Below are 25,028 nucleotides of genomic sequence, written 5' to 3' on the forward strand. Positions count from 1 at the left end.
GCGGAGCTCCTTGCGAAGATTTTTCACCACTCTAGAGTTTTAAAAAAGAAGCGTTTTTTCGGTTTCAGCCTATAAATGCGGCATTGGCAAATTGGTTGCGCGGGGATGAGGCGCGTATTGGGGTGACGGTGCTGTGTGCGCCGTGGGCGAATGCATAAATTTTAGTCGGTCGCTTTCGGTTGATGAATGTCGGGCGTCGCATCAGAAAATCTGAAAGATGCGATCACGAAAACGCCTTTGACCTTTCGTCGGGATGCGGATACCGCCTTGCTGAATACCCGGTTCGATCTTTCGCCGGTTTGCGTGAAGCCGCAGAAATATCAATTCGCCGCCTTTCCCGCACCGTGTCCGGTTACGGGCATCGTGCGGCAAAGGGGATGTTCCCATGTCGCTCGACCGTCTGGCTCCGGCCATCTTCGTCTTTCTCTGGTCGACCGGCTGGGTCACCGCCAAATATGCGGTCTATTATACCGGACCGCTGACCTTTCTCTGTCTGCGCTATCTGCTGGCGGGCGCGCTGCTGTGGGCGATCTGCCGCTTTTCCTCCATCCAGTGGCCTGAGCGGCGTGCCGATCTCTTCCGGGCGATCCTGTCCGGCGTTTTCCTGCACGGCCTTTATCTCGGCATGATCTGGTGGGCGATAGGGCAGGGCGTGCCGGCGGCGATCGGCGGCATCATCGCCGGTCTGCAGCCGCTGATGACGGCGGTGGCCGCCCGCTACATGATCGGCGAAAGGATCTCGCCCTTGCAGCGCGCCGGCCTGCTCATCGGCTTTGCCGGCATTGCCATTGCCGTGCTGCCGAAGGTCATGGCCACCGGTGCTGTTGGCCTGTCGGTGCCGCTTTACGCCGTGGCGGTGAATGTGCTGGGCATGACTTCGGTTACCTATGGCACGCTCTACCAGAAGAAATATGTCCATGGCGGAAACATCATGGCGGTGGCCACGCTGCAATATGTCGGTGCGCTGCTGGTCACTGTGCCCTTCGCGCTTCTGCTGGAGGATGGGCATGTGGACTGGAGCCTCGGCCTTGCCGCCACGCTCGCCTGGTCGGTGGGTGCGATCTCCATCGGCGCCGTGGCGTTGCTTCTTTATCTCATCCGGCGCGGACAGGTCTCGCGGGCCGCCTCGCTGATCTATCTCGTGCCGCCGCTTGCGGCCGTGGAAGCAGCACTGCTTTTCGGTGAAACGCTGACACCCGCCATGATTGCCGGCACCGTTCTGGCGGTGACGGGGGTTTATCTCGCCAATCGCAGACCTGCCGCAGCGGTTGTCGCACGTTAGAGCGTTTTCGTTTTTCTTCGAGTAGCGAAAGCGCTCTAACTCTTTGTTTTTCTGCATTTTCGGACGGAAAACCGGGCTCCACTTTTCCTGGAAATGCTCTAATTACCACAACCTCATATTAGGGGTTTGTTAACCATAAAATTATACCTCTCGTTAATCCAAAGATTTGGCGGGGGTTACATGTCTATTTCACGTCGTGGTGTTCTGTTCGGATTGCCGCTGTTTCTGGCCGGCTGCGCGAATACCGGCATCGGCCAGCAGAGGCTGAATTATGCGGCAAAGCCGGAGGAGAAATTCCCGCTTCCCGCCATGCATCTCGACAAGGTCAAGCCGGAACTGCGCCGGCAGGAAGTCACCTACGATACCAGGCACCCGGCCGGAACGGTTGTGGTGGATACGCCGGCGCGGCGGCTTTATTACGTTATGGGCGACGGTCGTGCCATGCGTTACGGCGTCGGTGTCGGCCGGCAGGGTCTTGCGCTGAAGGGCGATGCCTATATCGGCCGCAAGGCGGAATGGCCGTCCTGGACGCCGACCGCGAACATGATGCGCCGCGATCCGCGCAATCTGAAATTCGCCGGCGGTATGGCGGGCGGCCCGAACAATCCGCTCGGCGCACGCGCGCTCTATCTCTATCGCGGCGGCAACGACACCATGTTCCGTCTGCACGGCACCAACCAGCCGCAATCCATCGGCCACGCCATGTCGAGCGGCTGCATCCGCATGCTGAACCACGACATCATCGATCTTTACAGCCGCGTGCCGGTCGGTTCGAAGGTCGTCGTCTTGCAGGCGTGAGGAAGAGGCGGATTTTTCCGCCTTTGCCACGCCAGAAAATGCCTGTATCCTTGAGTTGATTTTTTCGGCAGACGGTCAATTTTATGCTTGAAAATCAACCATGTGTAGAATGCCTCCCTTTCTGTATTTAAGGGAGTTCTGCTATATCGGAAACGTGATTTCCGGTGTTCGAGACGTGTATCCATAAAGGCATAAATGCACTGTATCGAGCGCGGCACCACTTCAACGGGGACACATGAACATGGCAACTTTCGACTCTCTCTCCCGCTATCGCCCGCAGGCACTCGGGGCGCTGCGCATCATGACGGCGCTGCTTTTCATGGCGCATGGAACGCAGAAGCTGTTCGGTTTTCCGGCATCGCAGATGGAAGGCTCGCTGCCGACCCTGATGCTTGTAGCCGCACTGCTGGAATTCGTCGGCGGCATTCTCGTGCTGATCGGCCTGTTCACGCGTCCCGTCGCCTTCATCCTGTCCGGCCAGATGGCGGTCGCCTATTTCATGGCGCATGCGCCGAGCAATTTCTTCCCGGCCCTGAACGGTGGCGACGCCGCCATCCTGTTCTGCTTCATCTTCCTCTATCTCTTCGTTGCCGGTCCGGGCGCCTTCTCGGTGGATGAGCGCCGGGCCTGATTGCCCGACCCGTCATCGATCTCTTTTGCCGAAGCTCCGCATGGTCACGCCGTGCGGGGTTTTTTTGAAATGAGGATTGAAACTTCGGCCGTGGCCGAAGCATAGATGCTTGTTTTCGGGTTAAGAACGGGTCATCCTGAACGCAGTTGGAAAATCGATCCGTGACCTCCCAGAACCCCATCGCCCGCGAATTGCTGTTTCTCGCCCTGTTGTCCACGCTGTGGGCCGCATCCTATACTTTCATCAAGATCGGGGTGGAGACGATACCGCCGATCACCTTCATCGCATCGAGAACCCTGATTGCCGGTCTGCTGCTCTACGCAGTTATCCGCCTACGCGGGCTGCGCCTGCCCACGGATTTGGCGACGTGGCGGCTGTTCTTCATTCAGGCCTGCATCAACAGCGTTCTGCCCTTCACGCTGATCGCCTGGGCGGAACAGAGCATCGATGCCGGTCTTGCCGTCATTCTCAATGCAACGACGCCGATCTTCACCTTTCTTCTCACCGCACTCGTCATCCGGCATGAGCCGGTCAGCGGGCGCAAGCTGTTCGGCACCATTGCCGGCATGACGGGTGTGTGCCTCATCATCGGCGTCGAAGCGCTGAGCGGCGCTGGCGAGGCGATATGGAGCCAGCTCGCCGTGCTGACGGCGGCTTTTTCCTATGCCTGTGCGGCCATTTTCAGTAAAAATTTCAAGGGGCTCGATCCGATCATGCCGGCCGCCGGCTCGCTTATCTGCGGCGCTGTTTTCCTGTTGCCCGTGAGCCTGATCGTCGACCGGCCCTGGACATTGTCGCCTTCGGCGGCGTCACTGACGGCGCTCCTGTGCCTCAGCGTGTTTTCGACCGCGCTCGCCTTCATGATCTATTTCCGGCTGATGCAGACGCTGGGCTCCGTCGGCACCACCTCGCAGGCCTATCTCAGGGTGCCGGTCGGCGTCGCCATCGGCATGGCGTTTCTGGGGGAAATGCCGACACCTGCCATGTGGGTGGGGCTCATCTGCGTCATCGCCGGCGTGCTGGCCATGACCCTGCCGTCACGGCGTCGTCCGGTCGCGCAGGGTAGTTGAAGGGAAAGAAAAGCCCCGCTGGCCGGATGTGGCTGCAGGGCTTGATTGGCGAGTGCTCGCCACTTGTTTCTTCTCCCCGAGGGGGAGAAGTCCGCGGCAGCGGGATGAGGGGGCGCCCTCGCCGGATCATGGAGACCTTACCCCCTCATCCGACCCTTCGGGCCACCTTTTCCCCGGCGGGGAGAAGAAACGCCCGGCAATGCCGGGCGTCCTTAATCCACTCAGAGCAACTTAGCGGTTACGGCCGCGATGGCCGTTGCCGGAAGCGCGTTTTTCCTGGCCGTTGCCGCCGGCAGGGGCGTGGCGGTTGGCGCCGCTGCCGCCGGGCTTGCGGGCCGGGCGACGGTGCTTGCGCGGGCCGGCCGGGCGGCCTGCGTCGCCTTCAGCCTGCTTGACGCGCTTGAAGTCGGAGGTGACTTCCAGATCGTTGTCAGCGTCGCGCGGAGCATGGTGGCGCGACGGGCGGGATTCGCCGTTGTGACGGCCGCCTTCGCGGGGACCACGCTGATGGCCGCCATTGTTGTTGCGGCCGCCGCGGTTGTTGTTTGGGCGCGTCGGGCTCGCAAGACCGGCCGGGCGTTCGCCGGAGGCGACCGGAATATCGATCTTCATCAGCTTTTCGATGTCGTGCAGCAGGCGGGTTTCGTCCGGTGCACAGAAGGCGATGGCGATGCCGTCGCGGCCGGCACGGGCGGTACGGCCGATGCGGTGAACATAGGCGTCGGGCACTTCCGGCAGGTCATAGTTGAAGACGTGGGTGACGGCCGGAATGTCGATGCCGCGGGCAGCGACGTCGGTTGCCACCAGCACCTTGATCTCGCCATCCTTGAAGCCCTTGAGAGCGCGCTCGCGCTGGCCCTGGCTCTTGTTGCCGTGGATGGAGGCGACCTTGAAGCCGATATGTTCGAGATGCTTGTAGAGCTTCTCGGCGCCGTGCTTGGTGCGCAGGAACACGATGGCGCGACCATCCGGGTTTTCGTTGAGCGACTTCTTCAGAAGCTCGGTCTTGTCGTTCTTGCCGGCGACGAAGTGAACATATTGCTCCACCTTGTCGGCTGCCTTGCCGGGCGGGGTCACTTCCACCTTGAGCGGATCGGTCAGGTAGCTGTGGGCGAGATCGGCGATCGCCTTCGGCATGGTGGCCGAGAAGAGCAGTGTCTGGCGCTTGGCCGGCACCATCTTCGAAATCTTGCGCAGATCGTGGATGAAGCCGAGATCGAGCATCTGGTCCGCTTCATCGAGCACCAGATAGGTGACCTTGGAGAGCGAGATGGCGTTGCGGGCGATGAGGTCCAGCAGGCGGCCGGGGGTCGCCACCAGAATGTCCGTGCCCTTTTCGAGCTGGAGCTGCTGCTTGTTGATCGATGCGCCGCCAACCACCTGGTTGATGCGCAGCGGCGTCTTCTTCACAAAGGAGCGCAGGTTTTCGCCGATCTGGTTCACCAGCTCGCGCGTGGGGGCGAGGATGAGGGTGCGGCAGGTGCGGTTTGCCGGGCGGTCCGCCTGCTTCATCAGCATTTCGATGATGGGCAGGCCGAAAGCGGCGGTCTTGCCGGTGCCGGTTTGTGCGAGGCCGATCAGGTCACGGCCTTCGAGCAGCAGCGGAATGGCCTTTGCCTGAATGGGAGTAGGGGTCGTATAGCCAAGCTGGGTAACGCTGGCCACGATCTTTTCGGAGAGGCCGAGTTCGCTAAAACTGGTCAATATAATGCCTTTCGGGGCGCCAAAAACCAATCGTCCGGAACAGGGCTGCTGTCCGGCGGTTTCGGCGTCAAGAACCCCGCGTGAATTGGGAACTTGTGGGTTGGAATAACTTTCTGCGCATCAGTGCGGCACATGCCGTCTTCTGTATTCTTTGCGCTTTTCCTTCATGCGGGCCAGATTCCTTATTTTAAGGACGTCTTTCCGGTCATACGCTGCAGCTCACGCGGCTGCCGAAGGTGAAAGCTTGATGGCCATGTGGGCGTTTTGTGCGTCAAAGTCAAGCGATAGTTTTGTAACGCCGCCGCCGGAGGGTGCATGGCAGCCATGCGTACCGGTAGCCGGCGATTGCCGGGACGGCGTGGGTGCCAGCGAAGAATTATGGTTAAAAAAGGGTAACGACACCGTCGGATACATAGCAAAGATCGATTTTCTCACATAACGTTTTTTGCGACGGCGTCCGGAAATATTTGATTCGACAGGAATGGACTGCAAGGTGTGGAGTATCGATTGACCGAAGGCTGCGGGTTGCTGGAAAAGGCTTGCAGGGCCGTAGCCGCCCTGGACCTGCCCGCGTGCATCAAGGACAGCGAACTTCGCTATATCGCGGTCAATTCCGCCTATGCCCGGCTCATGGGGCGTCCGTCCGGGGCATTCAAAGGACACACCAGCCTTTCCCTTTCCGCCGATATTCGCGATGCCGAGCGTGAGGACAGGGAGCGCCGTTCGCTGGTCTTCGCCACGGATGAGATGATTGCCTGCCATGGTGGGGGCGCGTCCGGGCCATACACGCTTCGCTGCGAACGTTTCACCGGTGACGACGGCAATCTGTTCCTGTTCGAAGCGTTCGAGGATATGCCGTCCGCCACCGCGGGGGTTTTTCCGCAAGCCGATAGCGCTTCGGAGCTGCTGTTTGGCAGCGGCGTGATCGATCTCGTCGATGCGGGTATCGTGATTTATGACCGCGAAAACCGGCTGGTCTACTGCAATACCCGCTTCAGGGAATTCTACAGCGCGCTCGGTGTCGACCTGAAGGCTGGCGTTCCGCTCGAGACGCTGATGAGGGCGATTTATTTTTCGAGCGGCTACCGCGATGCGAAGGCCGGCGATCCGGCGTTCGAAGGGTGGATGCAGGAGCAGCTGCGGGATTTTTCCCTGCCCTATCTCGAAAGGGTGGAGCAGTTTGCCGATGGCCGCTGGGTGCGCATGGTCAACAAGCGGCTGGAAAACGGCATGCTGGTGGGGCTGCGGGTGGATGTCACCGAGTTCAAGGCGCATGAGACGCTTCTGAGCACGCAGATCCGCGAGACCTGGCTTCTGCGCGCCGCGCTTGAACAATTGCCGGTCGGCGTGTTCCTGCGGGATCAGGACAGGCGGCTGACCTTTGCCAATGCGGCCTACGAGAAATTTCTGGGCGGCAGCCTCGCCGACCATATCGGCAAGACCGAATGCGAGATGTTTCCGGAGGAAGGCCCGCAGTTCCAGCGGGAAAACGAGCATATTCTGCGAACCGGGGAAGCCATTGAAAAGACCGGAAGCGTTCCGCTTGCGGATGGCGGCGCCATTCCCGTCATCACAAGGCTCGGCCGGGTCGCGACGCCGGACGACGACTATTATCTGGTGGGCTCGGTCACCGATGCCAGCCTGCTGCAGGACCGGGAAAAGGCGCTGATCGCCGCGCAGGCCGAGGCTGAGGCGCTGCACCGCCAGCTTGAAGCGGTTCTGCATGCCCTGCCGGTGGGCGTGCTGCTGCTCAGCGCCGATCTCGTCATCGAATATGTCAATCCGTTCTTTTATGAGGTCTGGGGCGAGATCGGCGGCGAGAAGTCGCTTGTCGGCAAAAGTTATCGCGAATTCATGGAGATGAATTTCGACAGCGGCCTTTATGACTATGGCGACAGGCCTTTCGATGAGGTCTATGGCGAGCGGGTGCAGCGGCTTCTGAAGGAGGAGGTCTTTGCGCCCCGCGAGGTGCGCAGCAAAAGCGGCAAGGTCACGGTCATTTCGAAAACCCGGCTTGAAGGCGGGAAAATCCTCAGCACCTATGCCGACGTCACCGATGTGCGTATGCGTGATGTTGAGATCAGCAAGGCGAAGGCCGAACTGGAGCGGGTCGGCGAATATATGCAGGGCGCCACGCGCGCCATGGCGCAGGGGCTGGTGCTGGTCGAGCAGGGCACGATCATCATGTCCAACGAGGCGATGGCGCGCATGTTCGACGTGCCGCCTCATCTTCTGGAAAAGGGTTGCAACTGGTCGGGTTTCTTCGCCCATTGCGCCGGGCGCGGCGATTTCGGCACGGCCGGGGAGGCTGCAGAGACGCTGCGCGCCTGGAGGGAGAATATCGCCGCCAACCGGCCGTTTTCCTGGCTCATCCATGTCGCCGGCAAAAGCTGGCTCAATCTGGAGGCCACCAACAGTTCCGGCAATTACTGGCTCATCATCGTCACCGATGTGACCGAGATGAAGCTGCGTGAAGAGGAATTGCAGCGGCTGCTATCGCGTGCGGAAGCGGCGGATCGGGCCAAATCGGAATTCCTGGCCAATATGAGCCATGAAATCCGCACGCCGATGAACGGCGTTCTCGGCATGGCGGAGCTTCTGGCCAAGTCCAATCTCGATACGCGCCAGAAGACCTTTACCGATATCATCGTCAAATCCGGCAATGCGCTTCTGACGATCATCAACGACATTCTCGATTTCTCGAAGATCGAGGCCGGGCAGATGAGGCTGCGCAGCGTGCCCTTCGATCCGGCGGAGGCGGTCGAGGATGTGGTGTCCCTGCTGTCCTCGGCGGCGCTGGAAAAGGACATAGAGCTGATCGTCCGGATCGATGCTTCTGTCTTCGGCAAGGTTATCGGCGATGCTGGTCGCTTTCGCCAGATCGTCACCAATATCGTTGGAAACGCCGTCAAGTTCACCGAAATGGGGCATGTGCTGGTCGAGCTTTCGGCACGTTCGGCGGAAGCCTCCGAGGCCATCCTGTCGCTGCGCGTCGAAGACAGCGGCATCGGCATTCCGGCCGACAAGCTCGAAACCATCTTCGACAAGTTCAGCCAGGTCGACGGTTCCGCCACGCGCCGGCACGAGGGAACGGGGCTGGGGCTGGCGATCACGGTCGGTCTCGTCGGCCTGTTCGATGGCGCGATCAAGGTCGTCAGCGATGTCGGCAGGGGATCGACCTTCGAGGTCAATATTCCGTTTCAGGTGACCGAGAGACAGCGCGACCTCCCGCTTCTTTCCGTGGCGATCGACGATATCCGCGTGCTCGTCATCGACGATAACGACGTCAATCGCCGCATATTGACGGAGCAGTTGCGCAGTTGGGGCATAGACGGCCACGCGGTGGAAGACGGGCCTTCCGGCATCGCCGTGCTTGAGGAGGCGGCTTCGCTCGGTTTTTCCATCGACGCCATCGTTCTCGATTATCATATGCCTGTCATGAACGGGCTGGACGTGGTGGAGCGGATCCGGGCGGATGCGCGCTTTGACGACATTGCCATTGTTTTCCTGACCTCCATGGATGTCGTCGGTGACGAGACGCTGTTCACCGATCTCAATGTGCAGGCGCATCTGATGAAGCCGGCGCGGGCGCGGCTCCTGCGTTCCACCCTGTTCGACGTGGTGCGGGATGTGCGGCTGAAACGCGCCCGGCAAGCGCCGGTCCCGCGTGAAACAGGTCGCGGTGACGGCGCCGTCCGGCCGGAAAAAGGCTCCGCCGAAAAAAAGCAGCGCGATGCCGCGTCGACGGCGGTGCCGGCGCGGCATCGGCCGAGCCTTGTCGATGTGCTGGTGGCCGAGGACAATGACGTCAATCAGATTGTCTTTACCCAGATATTGCAGCAGGCGGGTCTGCGCTTTCTGATCGTCGGTAATGGCAAGAAGGCCGTGCAGGCTTGGCAGGAGAATAATCCCGCCATCATCCTGATGGATGTCTCGATGCCGGTCATGAACGGACATCAGGCGACGCAGGCCATCCGCGCCGCGGAACGGACCGCCGCCGACGGCCGGCATGTGCCGATCATCGGCGTTACCGCCCATACGCAGGAGGCGGATCGGGAACTATGCCTGGAGGCGGGCATGGACGATTATCTGTCGAAGCCCATCAGCCCGGAAACGCTCGAAGGCAAGATCGCGCAATGGCTGGGCGACAACATGCCGCGCCGCGACGTGCCGGGCGTGTGAGTTTTCGACTGGAACACGCTTCTGCTTGGCGTCAGTCGGAGGGTTTGGTCCCGCAGAGCATTTCCCGCTTTCCGGCAAAACCTTTCCGGCGCTCCAGCTCAAAACCGGCGGCGATGAGGTTGCGGCGAACGAAGCCGGCGGCGGCATAGGTGGCGAATGTGCCGCCGGGCGCCGTCTTTGCGAAAAGCGCCTGCATGATTTCCAGCGACCACATGTCCGGATTGCGCGCGGGTGCGAAGCCATCGAGAAACCAGGCGTCGAAACTTTCCTCGCTTGCGGAAATGCCGGCGAGCGCCTCGCCACAGACCACTGTCAGGCGCGTTTCGTCATCGAGCTGGATTTCGACCCGTCCTTTCGGCTCGGCGGGCCAGAGGGCGGTGAGCGCCTTACGTTCGGCATCCACTTCCGGCCAGCGGGAAAGCGCCCGGTCGATTTCCTCCGCCTTCATCGGGTAGAGTTCGAAGGAGATGAAATGCAGCGTGGAGCGGCCGTTGCGCATCTCTTTCCATTGGCGCCATGTCTCGCAGAGGTTAAGCCCGGTGCCGAAGCCCAGTTCGCCGATGCGAAAGGCGCCCTCCCGTTCGAGCCAACGCTCTGGCAGGCCGTTTCCGGAGAGGAAGACATGGCCGCATTCCAGCCGGCCATCCGTCTGGCAATAAAAATGGTCGTCAAAGGCCAGTGAATAGGGCATATCCCCGTCACGCCAGTCGAGCGCGGCGGGGGCTTCCCCGGCCGGTGAACCGGCCGCTGCGCCGGTCTCTGTGATATTTTCGTTGGAATGTTTCATGGCTAAAGCCGATAATCCCGCTTTCGAACAGGGTCAATCTCCAAGATTGCCGGCTTCCGTGCCGCTTCTCATCGTCGGCGGCGGCATCATGGGGCTGTGGGCCGCCGTCAAGGCGGAAAGGCTCGGCATCGATACATTGCTGGTGGAGGCGGATCGCCCCGGCGACGGCGCCAGCGGCGGGCTGCTGGGTGCGTTGATGCCGCATATGCCGGACCGCTGGTCGGACAAGAAACAGTTCCAGTTCGATGCCCTGGTTGCGCTGGAAAAAGAGATTACCGGGCTGGAGGTGGAGACCGGGCTTTCCGCCGGCTATCGTCGCTCAGGCCGTATCATTCCGCTGCCGAAGCCGCATCTGCGCGCCATTGCCGAACGGCACGAACGGGATGCGCTGGAGAACTGGGTGTCGGGCGAGCGCCGGTTCCATTGGCATGTCGCCGACAGGCCTTCGGTTGCTGGCTGGGTGGATGATGCGGCGGGTGAGGCGGGTTTCGTGTTCGATACGCTGGCGGCGCGGGTCTTGCCACGTGCGATGATCGCCCTTCTTTCGGCTTTTCTCGGCAAGGCGCGGCATGTGCGGCTGGCGGAAGGTTGCCGCGTCATTTCGCTCGACGCGGATGCCGGGCGGGCGGCGCTGTCGTCTGGCGACGCGGTTTCTTTCGGCCATGTCATCGTCGCCAACGGCCATGGTTCCTTCCCCCTGATCCGCGACGCCCTCGGCCTGGAGGCCGGCGTGACGCTGGGGCAGGCGGTGAAGGGGCAGGCGGCACTTCTCGACGCGGCGGCCGACCCGGCGATGCCGGTCGTGTTCCTGAACGGTCTTTATATCGTACCGCATGAGGATGGCACCGTCGCGATCGGCAGTACCAGCGAAGATTGTTTTTCCGATCCCTTCAGTACCGATGAAAAGCTCGAAAAACTGCTGGCGGACGCGTCTGCCGTTGTCCCCTCGCTCGCCGGCGCGCCGGTGCTGGAACGCTGGGCGGGGCTGCGCCCGAAAGCGGTGGGGAGGGACCCGATGGTGGGCACGATCCCTGGCCATCCGAAGCTCGTTGCGCTGACCGGCGGCTTCAAGGTCAGCTTCGGGCTTGCGCATTTTCTTGCCGATGCGGCGTTGCAGAGCGTGTGCGGTCACACACCTGTCATCCCCTCGGGCTTTCACCTTCAACAACACGTGAGTATTGCCGTCGCGGACTTTAGAAAGTTCTGATCAGGCCGCTTACGTCGTTAATCTGTCACGCAAATCACTTATCTGCTGGCCTGCAACGAGGCCGGTTTGTCCGCTTTTGCGGCGAGGTGACAGCGCATGCGATACGCCATTCATTTCACGCCTTCCCCCAATGACCCCCTGACGCAGGCGGCCGCCGCGTGGTTGGGGCGCGATGCCTATTCCGGTCAGGCGGTGGAGCCGCCGGGCATGATCGATCTCGGCATGCAGGAGATTTCCTACCATACGGCGCTGCCGCGCCGTTACGGTTTCCATGGCACGATCAAGGCTCCCTTCCGTCTTGCGGAGGGCCATTCCGAGGCCGCGCTTCTGCGCGACCTGATGTATTTTTCCGGCAGGCAGGAGCCCTTCACGCTGCCGCAACTGGTGGTGGCAAGGCAGGAGAATGTCTTCAGCCTCGTTCCCGAGCGCCCCTGCGAAGTGCTGCATTTTTTTGCCGCCCGCGTGGTGCAGGAATTCGACCGTTACCGGGCGCCGCTCTCCGACGCGGAAATCGAGCGTGCGGATCCGGATCGGCTTTCGGCCTCGCAGCTCACCAATCTGCATCGCTGGGGCAGCCCGCATGTGATGGACGAGTTCCGGTTCCAGATGTCGCTGACCGGCGGTGTGGAAGCGTCCAGCAGCCAGAGGATAGAGCGGGCCGTGCGCAAGGTTTTCGAGCCGCTGCTGACGCGATCTCTGCAGTTTTCCAGCCTTGCGCTTTTCATCGAGGATGAGCCGGGCGCGCCTTTCCGGGTACACTCGCTTCACCCCATGGGCCGCGTTTCTGCCCGAAAGATCGCCTGAAGAGCGCTCCGGAGTAATCGTATACAAAAAAGCATCGGAATGTCGGCAAGATTGATCTCGACATTCCGGATGCGGATGCTACCGTCCGGATATCGCATATCTGAAGCGTGTGTTCTCCCCGTTCCGGGTCATCGCGCTTCGGAGGTCTGTTTTATGTCTCCCGAAATCGGTTTCCGCCTTGGGAGAGATGGTCTGGGTGGCTGCATGATTTTCGAAAATTACTCCCGCAATCTGGTGGGCTATGGCCGCAATGTTCCCGATCCGAAATGGCCGGGCGGCGCGCGCATCGCCGTGCAATTCGTCATCAATTACGAGGAGGGTGGCGAGAGCTGCATTCTCGACAATGACAAGGCGTCGGAATCGCTGCTGTCTGAAATCGTCGGCGCCCAGCCCTGGCCCGGCCAGCGCAACCTGAACATGGAATCGATCTATGAATATGGCTCGCGCGCCGGCTTCTGGCGGCTGTGGCGCATGTTCACCGGTCTCGGCGTTACCACCACCGTTTATGGCGTGACCGCCGCCATGGCCCGCAACCCGGAAGCCGTTGCGGCGATGAAGGAAGCGGGCTGGGAAATCGCCAGCCACGGTTACCGCTGGCTGGAATACAAGGATTTTTCCGAAGAAGAAGAGCGCAAGCATATAGTCGAAGCCGTGCGCCTGCACACGGAGGTTACGGGCGAGCGTCCTTACGGCATGTATCAGGGCAAGCCTTCGGACAATACGCTGCGCCTTGTCATGGAAGAGGGCGGTTTCCTCTATTCGTCGGACTCCTATGCCGACGATCTGCCCTATTGGGTGAAGGGCGTGAAGGACGAGCCTTTCCTGATCATTCCCTATACGCTTGAAACCAACGATATGCGTTTCGCCACGCCGCAGGGTTTCAATTCCGGCGACCAGTTCTTCACCTATCTGAAAGATGCTTTCGACGTGCTTTATCAGGAAGGTATTGAAGGCGCGCCGAAGATGATGAGCGTCGGCCTGCATTGCCGTCTTGTCGGCCGTCCCGGCCGCGCCGCAGCCCTTCGCCGTTTCATCGAATATGTGCTCGGCCATGAGAAAGTGTGGATCCCGCAGCGCATCGAGATTGCCCGTCACTGGCATGAACATCACAAGCCGGAGGCGCTCTGATGGTGACGCGCGAGGACTTTGTCGCCCGCTTCGGCGGCGTGTTCGAACATTCGCCCTTCATCGCCGAACGGGCCTATGACGCCGGCGGAGCCGGCCTGGAACTGACGGCGAAGGCGGTTCACGCCGTGCTTTGTGCGCAGTTTCGCGCGGCTTCCGAGGCGGAAAGGCTCGGCGTGTTGCGGGCGCATCCCGATCTTGCCGGCAAGCTGGCGATTGCGGGCGAGTTGACGGCCGACAGCCGCAACGAACAGGCCGGTGCGGGACTGGACCGGCTTACCCGGCAAGAGCACGCCCGTTTTACCGAATTGAACGGCGCCTATACCGAAAAATTCGGCTTTCCCTTCATCATCGCGGTCAAGGGGCTGAACAGGGACGATATTCTAGCTGCCTTCGAGACGCGCATCGGCAACGGTGCAGCCGAAGAATTTGAGACGGCGACGGCGCAGGTGGAGAAGATCGCCTGGCTGCGCCTTTCCGCGATGTTGCCGGAAGGCTGAATTGGCGAGTGGTGGCCGTTCTGCTAGAATCGCGCCGTCTGGAGATTGAGACCATGAGACCTTCCGAGGTGCTGGAAAAGAACAGGGAAGCGATCCGCGAAGCGACGAAACGCTTCAACGCGGCAAACCCGCGCGTGTTCGGCTCCGTCGCCCGCGGCGAGGACCGGCCGGACAGCGATCTCGACATTCTGGTGGATGCGCTGCCGGGCACGACATTGTTCGATCTCGGCGGTTTGCTGGAGGAATTGAAGGCGCTGCTTGGTGTGGAGGTCGACGTCGTCACCTCGGGCGGCCTGCATTCGGATATACGGGCGCGCGTTCTGAAGGAAGCCAAAGCGGTATGAGCACGGATCGGCTTCTGCTCTATCTGAAGGAGATGGATGTTGCCGCCTCCAGAATACGGGATTTCATTCAGGATATGGATGAGGCCGCTTTTTCTTCCGACACGCGGACGCAGATGGCGGTCATGATGGGTCTTGCCCTGATTGGCGAGGCGGTCGCCAAGCTGGACAGGCATTACCCCGCATTTTTACAGCAGCACCCGGAAATTCCCTGGATCAAGATGAAGGGTATGCGCAATCTGATCGTGCATGATTATTTCCGGGCGGAGCTCTCGGTCGTCTGGAAAACGATAACGCAGAGCATTCCGGATTTGCAGGCGCGTCTCTCCCTCCTCCGAAACTTGCATGCTGAGGGTGAGTGACTTTTCTGATATGACGCCGGAGAAAATGAGGGCGTTTCGTTATAATGGTGGGTCTGGAGATTGAGATCATGAGACCGTCCGAGGTGCTGGAAAGGAATAGGGAAGCGATCCGCGAAGCGACGAAACGCTTCAACGCGGCAAACCCGCGCGTGTTCGGCTCCGTCGCCCGCGGCGAAGACCGGCCGGACAGCGATCTCGACATTCTGGTGGATGCGCTGCCGGGGGCGACCTTGTTCGATCTGGGCGGCCTGTTGGAAGAGCTATCGGCCATCATGCGCGGCACAGAAATTCATCTGCTGACGCCGGGGGACTTTCCCGAGCGCGTCCGTGTGAAGGTTCTGCAGGAAGCGAAGCCTGTATGAGCGTCGAGCGGCTGCACGTTTATCTTCAGGATATCAGGCAAGTTGCTTCGGAAACCATCGACTTCGTTCGACTGAAAACGAAGGATGAATTTTTGGCTGATCTCGTCCGCCAACGGGCGGTCGCGATGAACCTTCTGATTATCGGCGAAACGACCGCGCGGATAATGGAAGAGTTCCCCGCTTTTGTGGCGGATTTTCCCGATATTCCGTGGGTCAAGATGCGCGGAATGCGAAACAGGATCGCGCACGGTTATATGAGCATCAATCTTGAAACGGTCTGGGATACGACACAGACGGCCATACCGGACCTTCTGGACAAACTCTCTCTTCTGCGAAACTGGCATGCCCAAGGTGAATGACATTTGACTGATTTTCTCGACATAAAACCTCTCACCAAAGAGGCTTTCGCATCCTTCGGTGATGTGATCGAAACCACACCCTCCTCCATGCGGCATATCAATGGCGGCCAGACCGAGCGGCATCATGCGCTTGCAGCTCCGGAGGCGGCGGGTGAGGGCGCGCGTGTCATCCTCAATATTTTCCGCGGGCAGCCGCGCGCCTTTCCGCATCAAATCGAGATGATGGAACGGCATCCGCTCGGCAGCCAGAGTTTTTCGCCGCTTTCCGGCCGGCCCTTCCTCGTGGTCGTCGCCGATGACGATGGCGGCCGGCCCGGCCGGCCGCAGGTGTTTCTGGCGCGGGGCGATCAGGGCGTGAATTACCGCCGCAATGTCTGGCATTATCCGCTGATGCCGTTGCAGGCGGTTTCGGATTTTCTGGTTGCCGACCGTGATGGGCCGGGTAACAATCTGGAAGAGTATTTTTTCGATAAGCCCTATATGATCGCGGAGCCCAAGCCATGACCGGTTTGACCACCCATGTCCTCGATGCCGCCCATGGCACGCCTGCCGAAGGGCTGACGATCGAGCTTTACCGGCTTTCCGGCGATCGCCGCGAGAAGCTGAAGACGGTGAAGACCAATAGCGACGGCCGTGTCGATGGCGGGCCGCTGCTCGCCGGAGAGAGTTTCAAGGTGGGTCAATACGAGCTGGTTTTCCATGCCGGCGATTATCTGCGCGGCAAGGGTGTGGCGCTGCCGGAGCCGGCCTTTCTCGATATCGTCCCGATCCGTTTCGGCATTGCCGATGAGAGCGGCCACTACCATGTGCCGCTTCTGCTTTCGCCCTATAGTTATTCCACCTATCGAGGAAGCTGATTGCCATGATCTTTGCCGCCATTGCCGATATTCACGGAAACTGCGCCGCGCTCGAAGCCGTGCTGGAGGATATCGCGAGGCTTGGCATCAAGGACATCGTCAATCTCGGCGATTGTTTCAGCGGCCCGCTGGAAGCGGGGTTTACCGGCGATGTGCTTGTTGGCAACTGGATTCCCAGCATTCGCGGCAATCATGACCGGGAACTGATCGACCGTGCCCCGGAGGAGATGGGAAGCTGGGAAAGGCCGGCGCATGCGCAGCTGAGCGCCGCCCATCTGGACTGGCTGCAAACCCTGCCATTCAGCATGGTGTTCAAGGATGTCGCCTATTGCTGCCATGGCTCGCCGCGTGACGATCTGGAATATTGGCTGGAAACGCTGTCACCGGAAGGCGTTCTGAAATTGCGGCCGCTGGCCGAAATCGAAGCCATGGCGGAAGGCATCACCCAGCCGTTGATGCTGTGTGGCCATACCCATATTCCCCGCACCGTGCAGCTTTCCGACGGCCGGCTGATCGTCAATCCCGGCAGCGTTGGCTGCCCCGGCTGGAAGGACGACACGCCTTTCGACCATCACGTCGAGGCCGGCCATCCGCTTGCCACCTATGCCGTGCTGGAAGAGGCCGGGCGCGGCTGGCAGGTCTATTTCCGCAATATCCGTTACGACAATATGGCAATGGCGGAGATGGCGAAGGTCAACGGCATGCCTCATCTCTCCCATGCGCTGGCGGGCGGTTGGCTCAAGCGCTGATCCTCACCCCTCGCTGGTCATCACCACGCAGGAATAAGATTGCGCCTTCAGTTCCTTACAGGCGGAAACCGCCGAAGACTGGTCTTCGAAGCCGGTGAAACGGGCGCGGTAGAGGGTTGCCGAGCCGCTCTGCACGGCTTCGGTGTAGGGAGCGATCCCGGCATAATTTCCGGCGATGTTGGAGCGGGCATTGGCGAGCAGCGAGCGGGCGGCGGCTTCGCTGTCGGTGGCGGCGATCTGCACTTCCCAGCGGCTTCTCTGGCCGGCGGAGACGGCAGCGGGGGCCGGCCGCGGGATGGCCGAAACCTGCATCATGTCGGCCATCTGGTTATTCGCCGTGGCGATCTGCATGGCGACCGGATCCTGGCGGCGTTCGGCGAACATCGGCAATGGTACAGAGGCGGGCGGTACTGAGGCGGCGGGCGCGGCTGCAGGCGTCACAGCAAAGGTGCGGCTGACATTGGCGCTGGCGACGAGCTGTTCGGTGTTGCGGCTTCTCGATGCCTGCGGCACGGCCTTGTCCAGAAGGGCGGCCATCTGCGCATCGCGGCTGCGCGCGGTCTTGCCGCCCAGCACGACACCGACGACGCGGCGGCCATTGTGATTGACGGCGCTGACGAGGTTGAAGCCGGAAGCATTGGTATAACCGGTCTTGATGCCGTCCATGCCCTGATAGCGATACATCAGATTGTTATGGCCGCGAATGCGTTTTCCCCGGAAACTGAAGGATTCCATGGCAAAGAGGTCGTATTCCTTGGGAAAGTCGCGCTGCAGCGCCAGGCCGAGTTTCGCCATGTCGCGCGCAGTCGTCACCTGCGATTTGCTGGGCAGGCCGGAAGCGTTGCGGAAGACCGTTTTCGTCATGCCGAGCTGGCGGGCCTTGCGGGTCATCATCTCGGCAAACCTTGCCTCGGAGCCGCCGAGATGATCGCCCATGCCTTCCGCCATGTCGTTGGCGGATTTGACGATCATGCCGTAGACCGCCTCGCGCACGGTGAAGGTCTGCCCCTGGCGCACATAAAGCTTCGAGGGGATAACGGCCGCACCGTTCTTGGACATCTTTATCTTCTGGTCCCAGCGAAGCCGGCCGGAATGCAGCGCTTCGAAGGTCATGTAGAGCGTCATCATCTTGGTGAGCGAAGCGGGGTGGTTCAGCACATCGGCATTGCGCGCGGCCAGAACCTTGCCGGTATTGGCGTCCATGATGAAATGGGCGTAGCCGGCCTGTGCAGGCGATGCCTGCAATGAGAGGATCGCGCAAAAGAAGGCGAGTGCGAAGACCCATGCGCCCGCCATTCCCCGTTTGATCGTTCCCGACATAATCCACCCCTTTTGTTCGTCCGCCGCGATGAGCGAAGTTTTACTGACACTTTCCGGCAACAAAACCGCTAAAACTTTAGAGATCGCTTTCATGCTTAATTAAGTATGAATTTCAAGCCGGCGGCAGCCCTCACAATTTCCTTGCAAAGAAACCTACCGTCCGGTATGTTTTGAAACATGAAAAATGCACATGAACGGAAAAAGCAGCCTGAGATCGTTCGCCGCAGTCTTCTCGATTGCGCGGCGAAACTCGCTGCCGAGCAGGGTGTTGCAGCACTTTCCGTGCAGGCGGTTGCGGACGCCGCCGGGGTGACGAAGGGCGGGTTGTTTCATCATTTCGCCTCCAAGCAGGCTTTGCTGGAGGCAGTGATGGCGGACCTTCTTTCGGCGCTGGACGCGGAAATCGATGCGCTCATCTCACAGGATTGTGAAGCTTACGGATGCTTCACGAGGGCCTATGTGAACGCGGTTTTCGCCGATCGCGACCGGGAATCGGGCAGGCAATGGGCGGCGTTATCGGTGTCGATGGTCGGTGAACCGTCGCTCAGGCGCATGTGGACCAGCTGGTTCGAAGGGCGCCTCGCCCGTCATAAGGAAACGGATGAGGGGGTGGTATTGGAACTCGTAAGGCTTGCGGCTGACGGCATCTGGTTTGCCGATCTTCTGGCCGATGACGGCAGGGCAGGTGGCGACAGGGCGGCTCTCAAGGCCCGGATGATCGCCCAGACGAAAAAGGAAATGGAACAATGAACGCGGCTATCTTCACCTACGGGGCGCTCGTCGCGGCCATTGTCTGCGAGGTCATCGCCACCTCGTTCCTGCAGCAGTCGCAGCAGTTCACCCGGCTTTTGCCAACGGTGCTGATGGCGCTGTTTTACGGTGCAGCCTTTTATCTGCTGTCGTTCACGCTGCGGGCGCTGCCGGTCGGCGTGGCCTATGCGATCTGGAGCGGGCTCGGCATCGTGCTGATTTCCGGCATCGGCTATTTCGTGTTCCGCCAGGCGCTGGATATCGCCGCCGTCGTCGGCCTCGGGTTTATCGTGACGGGGGTGGTGATCGTGAATGTGTTTTCGAAGACGGTGGGGCATTGAGACTGGCTGCTGAGGGCGCTCGCGAGGGCAACGTCCGCACGCCGTCACCCCGGACTTGGATACCGGGGTCCAGCGCGATCAAGTCCTTGATCGCAGAAGGGTCTTTTCACGGCGCAGACGCGCCGTGGCTGGATGCCGGTATCCAAGTCCGGCATGACGGCAGAGAATGCGGCTCCTGCATTTCCGGAGCGCCTTCTGCCTTGTCACCATCACGCCAGAACGCTGCGGTCCACATCCGTAATCAGCCTTTTGCCGCAAAGCGCCATGCTGACATCCATTTCCTTGCGGATGATCTCCAGCGCCGTCGTCACGCCCTGCTTGCCATCGGCACCGAGGCCATAGAGGAAGGGGCGACCGATATAGGTGCCTTTGGCGCCAAGCGCCACGGCTTTCAGCACGTCCTGGCCGGAGCGGATGCCGCCATCCATGTGCACCTCGACCCTGTCGCCGACGGCATCGACGATCTTCGGCAGCATGGCGATGGAGGAATGGGCGCCATCGAGCTGGCGGCCGCCATGGTTGGAGACGATGATGGCGTCAGCGCCGGTATCGAGCGAGGCGCGGGCGTCTTCCTCGTCAAGGATGCCCTTGAGGATGAGCTTGCCGCCCCAGCGTTCCTTGATCCATTCGACATCCTTCCACGACAGGCGCGGATCGAACTGCTCCGCCGTCCAGGAGGAGAGCGAGGAGAGGTCGGAGACATTTTTGGCGTGGCCGACGATGTTGCCGAAGCTGCGGCGCTTGGTGCGGGCCATGTCCATGCACCATTTCGGCCGGGTCGCCATCTGCCAGATATGTTTCGGGGTGAATTTCGGCGGTGCGGAGAGGCCGTTGCGCAGATCCTTGTGGCGCTGGCCGAGAATTTGCAGGTCGAGCGTCAGCACCAGTGCCGAGCAGCCGGCGGCCTTGGCGCGGTCGATGAGATTGTTGACGAAGTCCCGGTCCTTCATCACGTAGAGCTGGAACCAGAAGGGTTTCGAGGTGACGGAGGCGACATCCTCGATGGAGCAGATGCTCATGGTGGAAAGCGTGAAAGGCACGCCGAATTCTTCGGCTGCTTTTGCGGCAAGCATTTCGCCATCGGCGTGTTGCATGCCGGTCAGTCCGGTGGGGGAGAGCGCCACCGGCATCGAAACTTTCTCGCCGACCATTTCTGTGGCCAGCGACCGGTCGGTCATATCCACCAGCACGCGCTGGCGCAGCTTTATCTTGGAAAAATCATCCTCATTGGCGCGGTAGGTGCCTTCCGTCCATGCGCCGCTATCGGCGTAGTCGAAAAACATTTTTGGCACGCGGCGCTGAGCCTGTTGCTTCAGGTCAGCTATGGTCAGGATTTTGCCCATGGATAAAGCCTTCACATTTGAATGATGGCTTCACATAACATGAATGGGACGGTTGCAACATCAAAATCGACGGGGTTGATCACCAGAAAGCCCGCAAAAATAGCTCGGCTCCCAATAAAAGCAGGCAGATGAGGAACCAGCGCCGGAATGTTGCCGGGCTGACGATGTTACGGATCTTCTGGCCGAGCCACATGCCGAGAAGCGCGGGCAGCACGGCGAGTGCGGAAAGCGACAGATGCTCGACGCGGAAGGCGCCTTGCGAGGTAAGGCCGGCGGCAAGTGCAATGGTCGAAACGGTGAAGGAAAGGCCGAGCGCCTGCACGAGATCGTCGCGGTTGAAGCCGAGCGACTGGATATAGGGCACGGCGGGCACGACGAAAATTCCGGTGCCGCCGGTCAGCAGGCCGGTTATCAGCCCTATGGCCGGCGAGAGCCTGGATTCCAGCCGTGCCGGAACGGAGAGGGGTTTGGCGAAGAGGCTGTAGGCCGCGTAAGCCGTGAGGCAGAGGCCGAGAGCCGAGGTGGTCCAGACGCCGGTGCCTGCCGTCATCAGCCGGATCCCGATAAGGGTGCCGGCGGCGATGGCGATCATCATCGGCCACAGCCGCGCGACGATGGCCCTGAAATCCGGCCCGGCCAGCAATTGCCAGATATTGGTGATGAAGGAGGGCAGGATGAGCAGCCCTGCGGCAAGGACGGGCGGCATGAACAGGCCGAGCACGCCCATGGCGACGGTGGGCAGTCCCATGCCGGTCACGCCCTTGACGATGCCCGCGATGGTGAAGGTCGCGAAGACCATGAGCATTGTGGTTGTGTCTAAATCCGGCAAGGGCGCACTCCAGAGGTCATTCGCATTTCGGCCGCGATGGCGTCGGGCGATCATTAAGAGGCGAGCGGATGCGGAACGGTTTCTTCTCCCCGCCGGGGAGAAGGTGGCCCGAAGGGTCGGATGAGGGGGCAACGTTGCCGTATTTCACCACCCTTGCCCCCTCATCCCGCTGCCGCGGACTTCTCCCCCTCGGGGAGAAGAAAGACGCGGCACCCGCTCACTCTAATATGTGACCGATATAAATGAGGCCGCAGCTTTATGTTTCGGCCCCAGCCGAACTATGCCAGCACGCTCTTCATCGCCTTGCCGGCCACGTAGGTTTCCACCACCGTGCGGTCGTCGCCCATGGTCAGCATCAGGAAGAGTTCTTCCGTCAGGCTGTTCACTACTTCCATCTTCAGCGCCATGGCGGGTGTCGAGGAAGCGTTCAGCACGGTGATGTCTGCGTCCGTGCCGGCCTCCAGCGTGCCGATGCGGTCGACCATCGAGAGGGCCTCGGCATTGCCGCGGGTCATCAGATACCAGCTTTCCAGCGGGTTGAGGCGCTCGCCCAGCAATTGCTGGATCTTGTAGGCCTCATCCATGGTGCGCAGCATGGAATAGCTCGATCCGCCGCCGATATCGGTCGCAACCGCGATGCGCACGGGCTTTTCGCGCCGCTGCAGTTTTTTCATCGGGAAGAGGCCGGAGCCGATGAAGAGGTTCGAGGTGGGGCAATGCACCGCCACTGCGCCGGTTTCCGACAGCACGTCCGCCTCGCGCTCCGAGAGGTGGATGGCGTGGCCGAGCAGGGTCTTTTTGCCCATCAGGCCGTAGCGCACATAGATATCGGTATAGTCGGTCGCTTCCGGGTAAAGCTCACAGGTATATTTGATCTCGTCGAGATTCTCCGAGAGATGCGTCTGGATGAAGAGATCGGGAAATTCCTGCGCCAGCGCCTGTGCGGCTTCCATCTGCTTCGGGGTGGAGGTGATGGCGAAGCGCGGCGTGATGGCGACGTGGTTGCGGCCTTTGCCGTGCCAGTCGGCGATGACAGCGCGGGTCTCGTCATAGGAGGTTTCCGGCGTGTCCAGCAGACCCTGCGGGGCGTTGCGGTCCATCATCACCTTGCCGCCCACCATCAGCATGTTGCGCTTCATGGCCTCAGTGAAGAAGGCGTCGGCGGAGGTCTTGTGCACGGAGCAATAGGCGGCGGCCGTGGTGGTGCCGTGGCGCAGCAGCTCGTCGTAAAAATGCGTGGCGATGCGCTGGGCATGGGCGCTTTCGACGAAGCGGCATTCCTCCGGGAAAGTATAGGTGTTCAGCCATTCCAGCAGGTTGGCGGCATAGGAGCCGATGACCTGCATCTGCGGGAAATGCAGGTGCATGTCGATGAGGCCCGGCACGATGAGATGCGGCCGGTGATCCTTTTCCTCGACGTCTTCGGGGGCTTGCTTGCGGATATCGGCGTAGTCGCCGATGGCGGCGATCCTGCCGTTTTCGAGAAGCAGGCCGCCGTCTTCGATATAGAGATAGCTTTGCGTATCGTCGATTGCGAGCGGCGCGCGGCGGAAGCTCAGCAGGCGGCCACGCAGCAGAACCATGCTCATTCGGTCTTTCCTTCGGCTTTTGCAGCCCCGGAAACCGCACTTTCATACCATGCGGTCAGCAGCTTGCGCTCATCCGGGGTGATGGCGGTGATGTTGCCGGGAGGCATGGCATGGCTGCGGCCGGCTTGCAAATAGATTTCACGCGCATGGGCGGCGATCTGTTCGTCGGTTTCGAGCTTCACCGATTTCGGTGTGAAGGGCACGCCTTCCCACACCGGTTCGGCCGCATGGCACATGGAACAGCGGCCTTGAACCACATCGCGCGCCTTGGCGAAATGGGCGTCGGCGACGAATTGCTGCTGCATCGGCGAAAGCGTTGCGGCCTTCTGTTCTTCTTCGCCGGTCAGCACCTTCGGCACGGTGGAAAGCCACATGATGACGATGAAGATGAGGGCGGTCAGCAGCCAGGTCCAAGTCGGCTTGCCCTTGCGGGCATGGGTCGTGTTGAACCAGTGGCGGATGGTGACGCCCATCAGGAAGACCAGTGCTGCGATGATCCAGTTAAACTGCGTGGCAAAGGCCAGCGGATAATGGTTCGACAGCATGAAGAAGATGACGGGCAGCGTCAGGTAGTTGTTGTGCAGCGAGCGCTGCTTGGCGATGCGGCCATATTTCGGGTCCGGCGTGCGCCCGGCGATCAGGTCTGCGACGACGATCTTCTGGTTGGGGATGATGATGAAGAACACATTCGCCGACATGATGGTGGCGGTAAAGGCGCCGAGATGCAGGAAGGCGGCGCGGCCGGTGAAAACCTGTGTGTAACCCCATGCCATCGCCACCAGCGCGACATAGAGCACGATCATCAGGCCCCATGTATTGTTGCCGAGCGGCGATTTGCAGAGGAAATCGTAAAACAGCCAGCCGATGGCAAGCGAGGCGAGCGACAGACAGATGGCCTGGAACTGGGTGAGCGCCAGCACGGAATGATCGATGAGGAAGAGATCGGCGCCGCCGTAATAAACGATGCAGAGCATGGCGAAGCCGGAAAGCCAGGTGACGTAGCTTTCCCATTTGAACCATGTCAGGTGCTCGGGCATCTGGGCAGGCGCGACCAGATATTTCTGGATGTGATAAAAGCCGCCGCCATGCACCTGCCATTCCTCGCCATAGGCCCCCGGCGGCAGATGCGGCCGTTTGACCAGCCCGAGATCGAGCGCGATGAAATAAAAGGATGAGCCGATCCAGGCGATGGCGGTGATGACGTGGAGCCAGCGGACGGCAAAGGCCATCCATTCCCACGCAATGGCATATTCGTACATGCGGTTCCCCTGATCCTTGTGCAGCGCACCTTGCGAGAAATTTGACCTTTAGGAAAGGGAAAAGCAGAGGGCAGGAGGTGATTGTTCACAATCTGACGCCTTTGTGTCTGCAATCTCAATTGAGTTCGCCCGTGCACGTGGGTTGGCCCGGTAAAGTTGCAGCCGCTCATTCCTGTCGCATAGTTTGTGCTTAGCTGGCTAACGCGACTCAGCTATTATCCTTTGTGCAGTCTGCCGATGTGCTAAAATATAAGGCTGCGGAGTCCTGCGGGGCGCCTTGCCGGAAATCCATTCCGGTTTTACGCCGATGCGCAGGGCTTCCATGACATGTTTCGCTGGCGGTTCTTCCGAAAGCGGGCGCTGCGAACCCTGGGTGGGGGCAGATCAGGGGGCAGGTATCGCAGTTCCCGGCGCCGTTGTGTCCGGGTGGGTATTGATGTGAAATTTGAATAAAGGGACGCAATGATCTTCCGGCAG

General features: G+C 60.7%; 25 protein-coding genes. 18 read left to right on the top strand and 7 right to left on the bottom strand.

From position 1 onward, the window contains the following. Positions 1-385: 385 nt before the first annotated feature. From ACQZ5K_RS18435 to ACQZ5K_RS18450, 4 genes are all read left to right on the top strand, one after another. Positions 386-1,282: a DMT family transporter gene (locus ACQZ5K_RS18435; protein WP_020811451.1), complete on the top strand. Its 897-nt coding sequence runs from the start codon at positions 386-388 to the stop codon at positions 1,280-1,282. A 180-nt stretch (positions 1,283-1,462) separates the two neighbouring features. Beyond that, complete coding sequence (locus ACQZ5K_RS18440; protein WP_003520529.1) at positions 1,463-2,080, top strand: L,D-transpeptidase; 618 nt, start codon at positions 1,463-1,465, stop codon at positions 2,078-2,080. Between the two features lie 241 nt (positions 2,081-2,321). Continuing rightward, positions 2,322-2,711, top strand: coding sequence for a DoxX family protein (locus tag ACQZ5K_RS18445; protein ID WP_031234117.1), 390 nt, complete (start codon positions 2,322-2,324; stop codon positions 2,709-2,711). Positions 2,712-2,872: 161 nt separating this feature from the next. Continuing rightward, a complete protein-coding gene (locus ACQZ5K_RS18450; protein WP_448741066.1) occupies positions 2,873-3,781 on the top strand; it encodes a DMT family transporter in 909 nt (302 codons plus the stop codon). A 231-nt stretch (positions 3,782-4,012) separates the two neighbouring features. On the opposite strand, the gene ACQZ5K_RS18455 is transcribed toward ACQZ5K_RS18450, so the two are convergent. Further along, positions 4,013-5,485, bottom strand: a complete 1,473-nt coding sequence (locus ACQZ5K_RS18455) for a DEAD/DEAH box helicase (protein WP_035261393.1) — start codon at positions 5,483-5,485, stop codon at positions 4,013-4,015. Positions 5,486-5,992: 507 nt separating this feature from the next. Here ACQZ5K_RS18455 and ACQZ5K_RS18460 point away from each other — a divergent pair. Further along, positions 5,993-9,667 (top strand): response regulator, encoded by a 3,675-nt coding sequence (locus tag ACQZ5K_RS18460; RefSeq protein WP_448741067.1) that lies wholly within the window; start codon positions 5,993-5,995, stop codon positions 9,665-9,667. A 31-nt stretch (positions 9,668-9,698) separates the two neighbouring features. Here ACQZ5K_RS18460 and mnmD read toward each other — a convergent pair whose 3' ends face one another. Next, positions 9,699-10,454: a tRNA (5-methylaminomethyl-2-thiouridine)(34)-methyltransferase MnmD gene (gene mnmD, locus ACQZ5K_RS18465; RefSeq protein ID WP_448741068.1), complete on the bottom strand. Its 756-nt coding sequence runs from the start codon at positions 10,452-10,454 to the stop codon at positions 9,699-9,701. On the opposite strand from mnmD, the gene ACQZ5K_RS18470 reads away from it, so the two are divergent. The 11 genes from ACQZ5K_RS18470 to ACQZ5K_RS18520 all read left to right on the top strand — a co-directional run bounded on the left by ACQZ5K_RS18470 (position 10,453) and on the right by ACQZ5K_RS18520 (position 17,120). Further along, complete coding sequence (locus ACQZ5K_RS18470) at positions 10,453-11,661, top strand: NAD(P)/FAD-dependent oxidoreductase (protein ID WP_448741069.1); 1,209 nt, start codon at positions 10,453-10,455, stop codon at positions 11,659-11,661. The genes mnmD and ACQZ5K_RS18470 overlap by 2 nt on opposite strands. 96 nt (positions 11,662-11,757) lie before the next feature. Next, positions 11,758-12,465: a DUF1045 domain-containing protein gene (locus tag ACQZ5K_RS18475; RefSeq protein ID WP_003524263.1), complete on the top strand. Its 708-nt coding sequence runs from the start codon at positions 11,758-11,760 to the stop codon at positions 12,463-12,465. Positions 12,466-12,669: 204 nt separating this feature from the next. After that, complete coding sequence (gene puuE, locus ACQZ5K_RS18480; protein WP_448741127.1) at positions 12,670-13,593, top strand: allantoinase PuuE; 924 nt, start codon at positions 12,670-12,672, stop codon at positions 13,591-13,593. Continuing rightward, positions 13,593-14,090, top strand: coding sequence for a 2-oxo-4-hydroxy-4-carboxy-5-ureidoimidazoline decarboxylase (uraD, locus tag ACQZ5K_RS18485; protein WP_448741070.1), 498 nt, complete (start codon positions 13,593-13,595; stop codon positions 14,088-14,090). The genes puuE and uraD overlap by 1 nt, the downstream gene beginning before the upstream one ends. Positions 14,091-14,143: 53 nt before the next feature. Beyond that, positions 14,144-14,434 carry a nucleotidyltransferase family protein gene (locus ACQZ5K_RS18490; protein ID WP_035220685.1) on the top strand — a complete coding sequence of 97 codons (291 nt, stop codon included), beginning with the start codon at positions 14,144-14,146 and terminating at the stop codon, positions 14,432-14,434. Then, on the top strand, positions 14,431-14,793 hold the full coding sequence (locus tag ACQZ5K_RS18495; RefSeq protein WP_448741071.1) for a HepT-like ribonuclease domain-containing protein: 363 nt from the start codon (positions 14,431-14,433) through the stop codon (positions 14,791-14,793). The genes ACQZ5K_RS18490 and ACQZ5K_RS18495 overlap by 4 nt, the downstream gene beginning before the upstream one ends. Before the next feature lie 68 nt (positions 14,794-14,861). Then, on the top strand, positions 14,862-15,155 hold the full coding sequence (locus tag ACQZ5K_RS18500; RefSeq protein WP_080836783.1) for a nucleotidyltransferase family protein: 294 nt from the start codon (positions 14,862-14,864) through the stop codon (positions 15,153-15,155). After that, the gene (locus tag ACQZ5K_RS18505; RefSeq protein ID WP_059754283.1) at positions 15,152-15,514 is read left to right on the top strand and encodes a HepT-like ribonuclease domain-containing protein; all 363 of its coding nucleotides are present in this window, start codon (positions 15,152-15,154) and stop codon (positions 15,512-15,514) included. The genes ACQZ5K_RS18500 and ACQZ5K_RS18505 overlap by 4 nt, the downstream gene beginning before the upstream one ends. A 3-nt stretch (positions 15,515-15,517) precedes the next feature. After that, complete coding sequence (locus ACQZ5K_RS18510; protein WP_078051730.1) at positions 15,518-16,018, top strand: ureidoglycolate lyase; 501 nt, start codon at positions 15,518-15,520, stop codon at positions 16,016-16,018. After that, positions 16,015-16,371 (top strand): hydroxyisourate hydrolase, encoded by a 357-nt coding sequence (gene uraH, locus ACQZ5K_RS18515; protein WP_448741072.1) that lies wholly within the window; start codon positions 16,015-16,017, stop codon positions 16,369-16,371. The genes ACQZ5K_RS18510 and uraH overlap by 4 nt, the downstream gene beginning before the upstream one ends. Positions 16,372-16,376: 5 nt before the next feature. Then, positions 16,377-17,120, top strand: a complete 744-nt coding sequence (locus ACQZ5K_RS18520; protein WP_448741073.1) for a metallophosphoesterase family protein — start codon at positions 16,377-16,379, stop codon at positions 17,118-17,120. A gap of 3 nt (positions 17,121-17,123) precedes the next feature. On the opposite strand, the gene ACQZ5K_RS18525 is transcribed toward ACQZ5K_RS18520, so the two are convergent. Continuing rightward, positions 17,124-18,416 carry a serine hydrolase gene (locus ACQZ5K_RS18525; RefSeq protein WP_448741128.1) on the bottom strand — a complete coding sequence of 431 codons (1,293 nt, stop codon included), beginning with the start codon at positions 18,414-18,416 and terminating at the stop codon, positions 17,124-17,126. A 201-nt stretch (positions 18,417-18,617) separates the two neighbouring features. Between ACQZ5K_RS18525 and ACQZ5K_RS18530 the strand changes: the two genes are divergently transcribed. Next, a complete protein-coding gene (locus ACQZ5K_RS18530) occupies positions 18,618-19,190 on the top strand; it encodes a TetR/AcrR family transcriptional regulator (protein ID WP_448741074.1) in 573 nt (190 codons plus the stop codon). Further along, positions 19,187-19,531 carry a DMT family transporter gene (locus tag ACQZ5K_RS18535; protein WP_003524247.1) on the top strand — a complete coding sequence of 115 codons (345 nt, stop codon included), beginning with the start codon at positions 19,187-19,189 and terminating at the stop codon, positions 19,529-19,531. The genes ACQZ5K_RS18530 and ACQZ5K_RS18535 overlap by 4 nt, the downstream gene beginning before the upstream one ends. Positions 19,532-19,740: 209 nt before the next feature. Here ACQZ5K_RS18535 and ACQZ5K_RS18540 read toward each other — a convergent pair whose 3' ends face one another. The 4 genes from ACQZ5K_RS18540 to puuD all read right to left on the bottom strand — a co-directional run bounded on the left by ACQZ5K_RS18540 (position 19,741) and on the right by puuD (position 24,551). Beyond that, positions 19,741-20,874 carry an alpha-hydroxy acid oxidase gene (locus ACQZ5K_RS18540; protein ID WP_059754267.1) on the bottom strand — a complete coding sequence of 378 codons (1,134 nt, stop codon included), beginning with the start codon at positions 20,872-20,874 and terminating at the stop codon, positions 19,741-19,743. A 79-nt stretch (positions 20,875-20,953) separates the two neighbouring features. Continuing rightward, on the bottom strand, positions 20,954-21,673 hold the full coding sequence (locus ACQZ5K_RS18545; protein ID WP_448741129.1) for a sulfite exporter TauE/SafE family protein: 720 nt from the start codon (positions 21,671-21,673) through the stop codon (positions 20,954-20,956). 308 nt (positions 21,674-21,981) lie between these two features. After that, positions 21,982-23,292, bottom strand: coding sequence for a guanine deaminase (gene guaD / locus ACQZ5K_RS18550; protein WP_448741075.1), 1,311 nt, complete (start codon positions 23,290-23,292; stop codon positions 21,982-21,984). Then, entirely contained in the window at positions 23,289-24,551 is a 1,263-nt protein-coding gene (gene puuD / locus ACQZ5K_RS18555; protein WP_448741076.1) for a urate hydroxylase PuuD, read from the bottom strand. The genes guaD and puuD overlap by 4 nt, the downstream gene beginning before the upstream one ends. Between the last annotated feature and the right edge of the window lie 477 nt (positions 24,552-25,028).

The sequence above is a fragment of the Agrobacterium sp. 22-226-1 genome (assembly GCF_053522345.1).

What these genes read in the sequence shown, in the direction of transcription:
- ACQZ5K_RS18435 (WP_020811451.1), top strand. Translation starts at nt 386, where the DNA reads ATGTCGCTCGACCGTCTGGCTCCGGCCATCTTCGTCTTTCTCTGGTCG.
- ACQZ5K_RS18440 (WP_003520529.1), top strand. Translation starts at nt 1,463, where the DNA reads ATGTCTATTTCACGTCGTGGTGTTCTGTTCGGATTGCCGCTGTTTCTG.
- ACQZ5K_RS18445 (WP_031234117.1), top strand. Translation starts at nt 2,322, where the DNA reads ATGGCAACTTTCGACTCTCTCTCCCGCTATCGCCCGCAGGCACTCGGG.
- ACQZ5K_RS18470 (WP_448741069.1), top strand. Translation starts at nt 10,453, where the DNA reads ATGGCTAAAGCCGATAATCCCGCTTTCGAACAGGGTCAATCTCCAAGA.
- mnmD (WP_448741068.1), bottom strand. Translation starts at nt 10,454, where the DNA reads ATGAAACATTCCAACGAAAATATCACAGAGACCGGCGCAGCGGCCGGT.
- ACQZ5K_RS18475 (WP_003524263.1), top strand. Translation starts at nt 11,758, where the DNA reads ATGCGATACGCCATTCATTTCACGCCTTCCCCCAATGACCCCCTGACG.
- puuE (WP_448741127.1), top strand. Translation starts at nt 12,670, where the DNA reads ATGATTTTCGAAAATTACTCCCGCAATCTGGTGGGCTATGGCCGCAAT.
- uraD (WP_448741070.1), top strand. Translation starts at nt 13,593, where the DNA reads ATGGTGACGCGCGAGGACTTTGTCGCCCGCTTCGGCGGCGTGTTCGAA.
- ACQZ5K_RS18490 (WP_035220685.1), top strand. Translation starts at nt 14,144, where the DNA reads ATGAGACCTTCCGAGGTGCTGGAAAAGAACAGGGAAGCGATCCGCGAA.
- ACQZ5K_RS18495 (WP_448741071.1), top strand. Translation starts at nt 14,431, where the DNA reads ATGAGCACGGATCGGCTTCTGCTCTATCTGAAGGAGATGGATGTTGCC.
- ACQZ5K_RS18500 (WP_080836783.1), top strand. Translation starts at nt 14,862, where the DNA reads ATGAGACCGTCCGAGGTGCTGGAAAGGAATAGGGAAGCGATCCGCGAA.
- ACQZ5K_RS18505 (WP_059754283.1), top strand. Translation starts at nt 15,152, where the DNA reads ATGAGCGTCGAGCGGCTGCACGTTTATCTTCAGGATATCAGGCAAGTT.
- uraH (WP_448741072.1), top strand. Translation starts at nt 16,015, where the DNA reads ATGACCGGTTTGACCACCCATGTCCTCGATGCCGCCCATGGCACGCCT.
- ACQZ5K_RS18520 (WP_448741073.1), top strand. Translation starts at nt 16,377, where the DNA reads ATGATCTTTGCCGCCATTGCCGATATTCACGGAAACTGCGCCGCGCTC.
- ACQZ5K_RS18525 (WP_448741128.1), bottom strand. Translation starts at nt 18,416, where the DNA reads ATGGCGGGCGCATGGGTCTTCGCACTCGCCTTCTTTTGCGCGATCCTC.
- ACQZ5K_RS18530 (WP_448741074.1), top strand. Translation starts at nt 18,618, where the DNA reads ATGAAAAATGCACATGAACGGAAAAAGCAGCCTGAGATCGTTCGCCGC.
- ACQZ5K_RS18535 (WP_003524247.1), top strand. Translation starts at nt 19,187, where the DNA reads ATGAACGCGGCTATCTTCACCTACGGGGCGCTCGTCGCGGCCATTGTC.
- ACQZ5K_RS18540 (WP_059754267.1), bottom strand. Translation starts at nt 20,874, where the DNA reads ATGGGCAAAATCCTGACCATAGCTGACCTGAAGCAACAGGCTCAGCGC.
- ACQZ5K_RS18545 (WP_448741129.1), bottom strand. Translation starts at nt 21,673, where the DNA reads ATGGTCTTCGCGACCTTCACCATCGCGGGCATCGTCAAGGGCGTGACC.
- guaD (WP_448741075.1), bottom strand. Translation starts at nt 23,292, where the DNA reads ATGAGCATGGTTCTGCTGCGTGGCCGCCTGCTGAGCTTCCGCCGCGCG.
- puuD (WP_448741076.1), bottom strand. Translation starts at nt 24,551, where the DNA reads ATGTACGAATATGCCATTGCGTGGGAATGGATGGCCTTTGCCGTCCGC.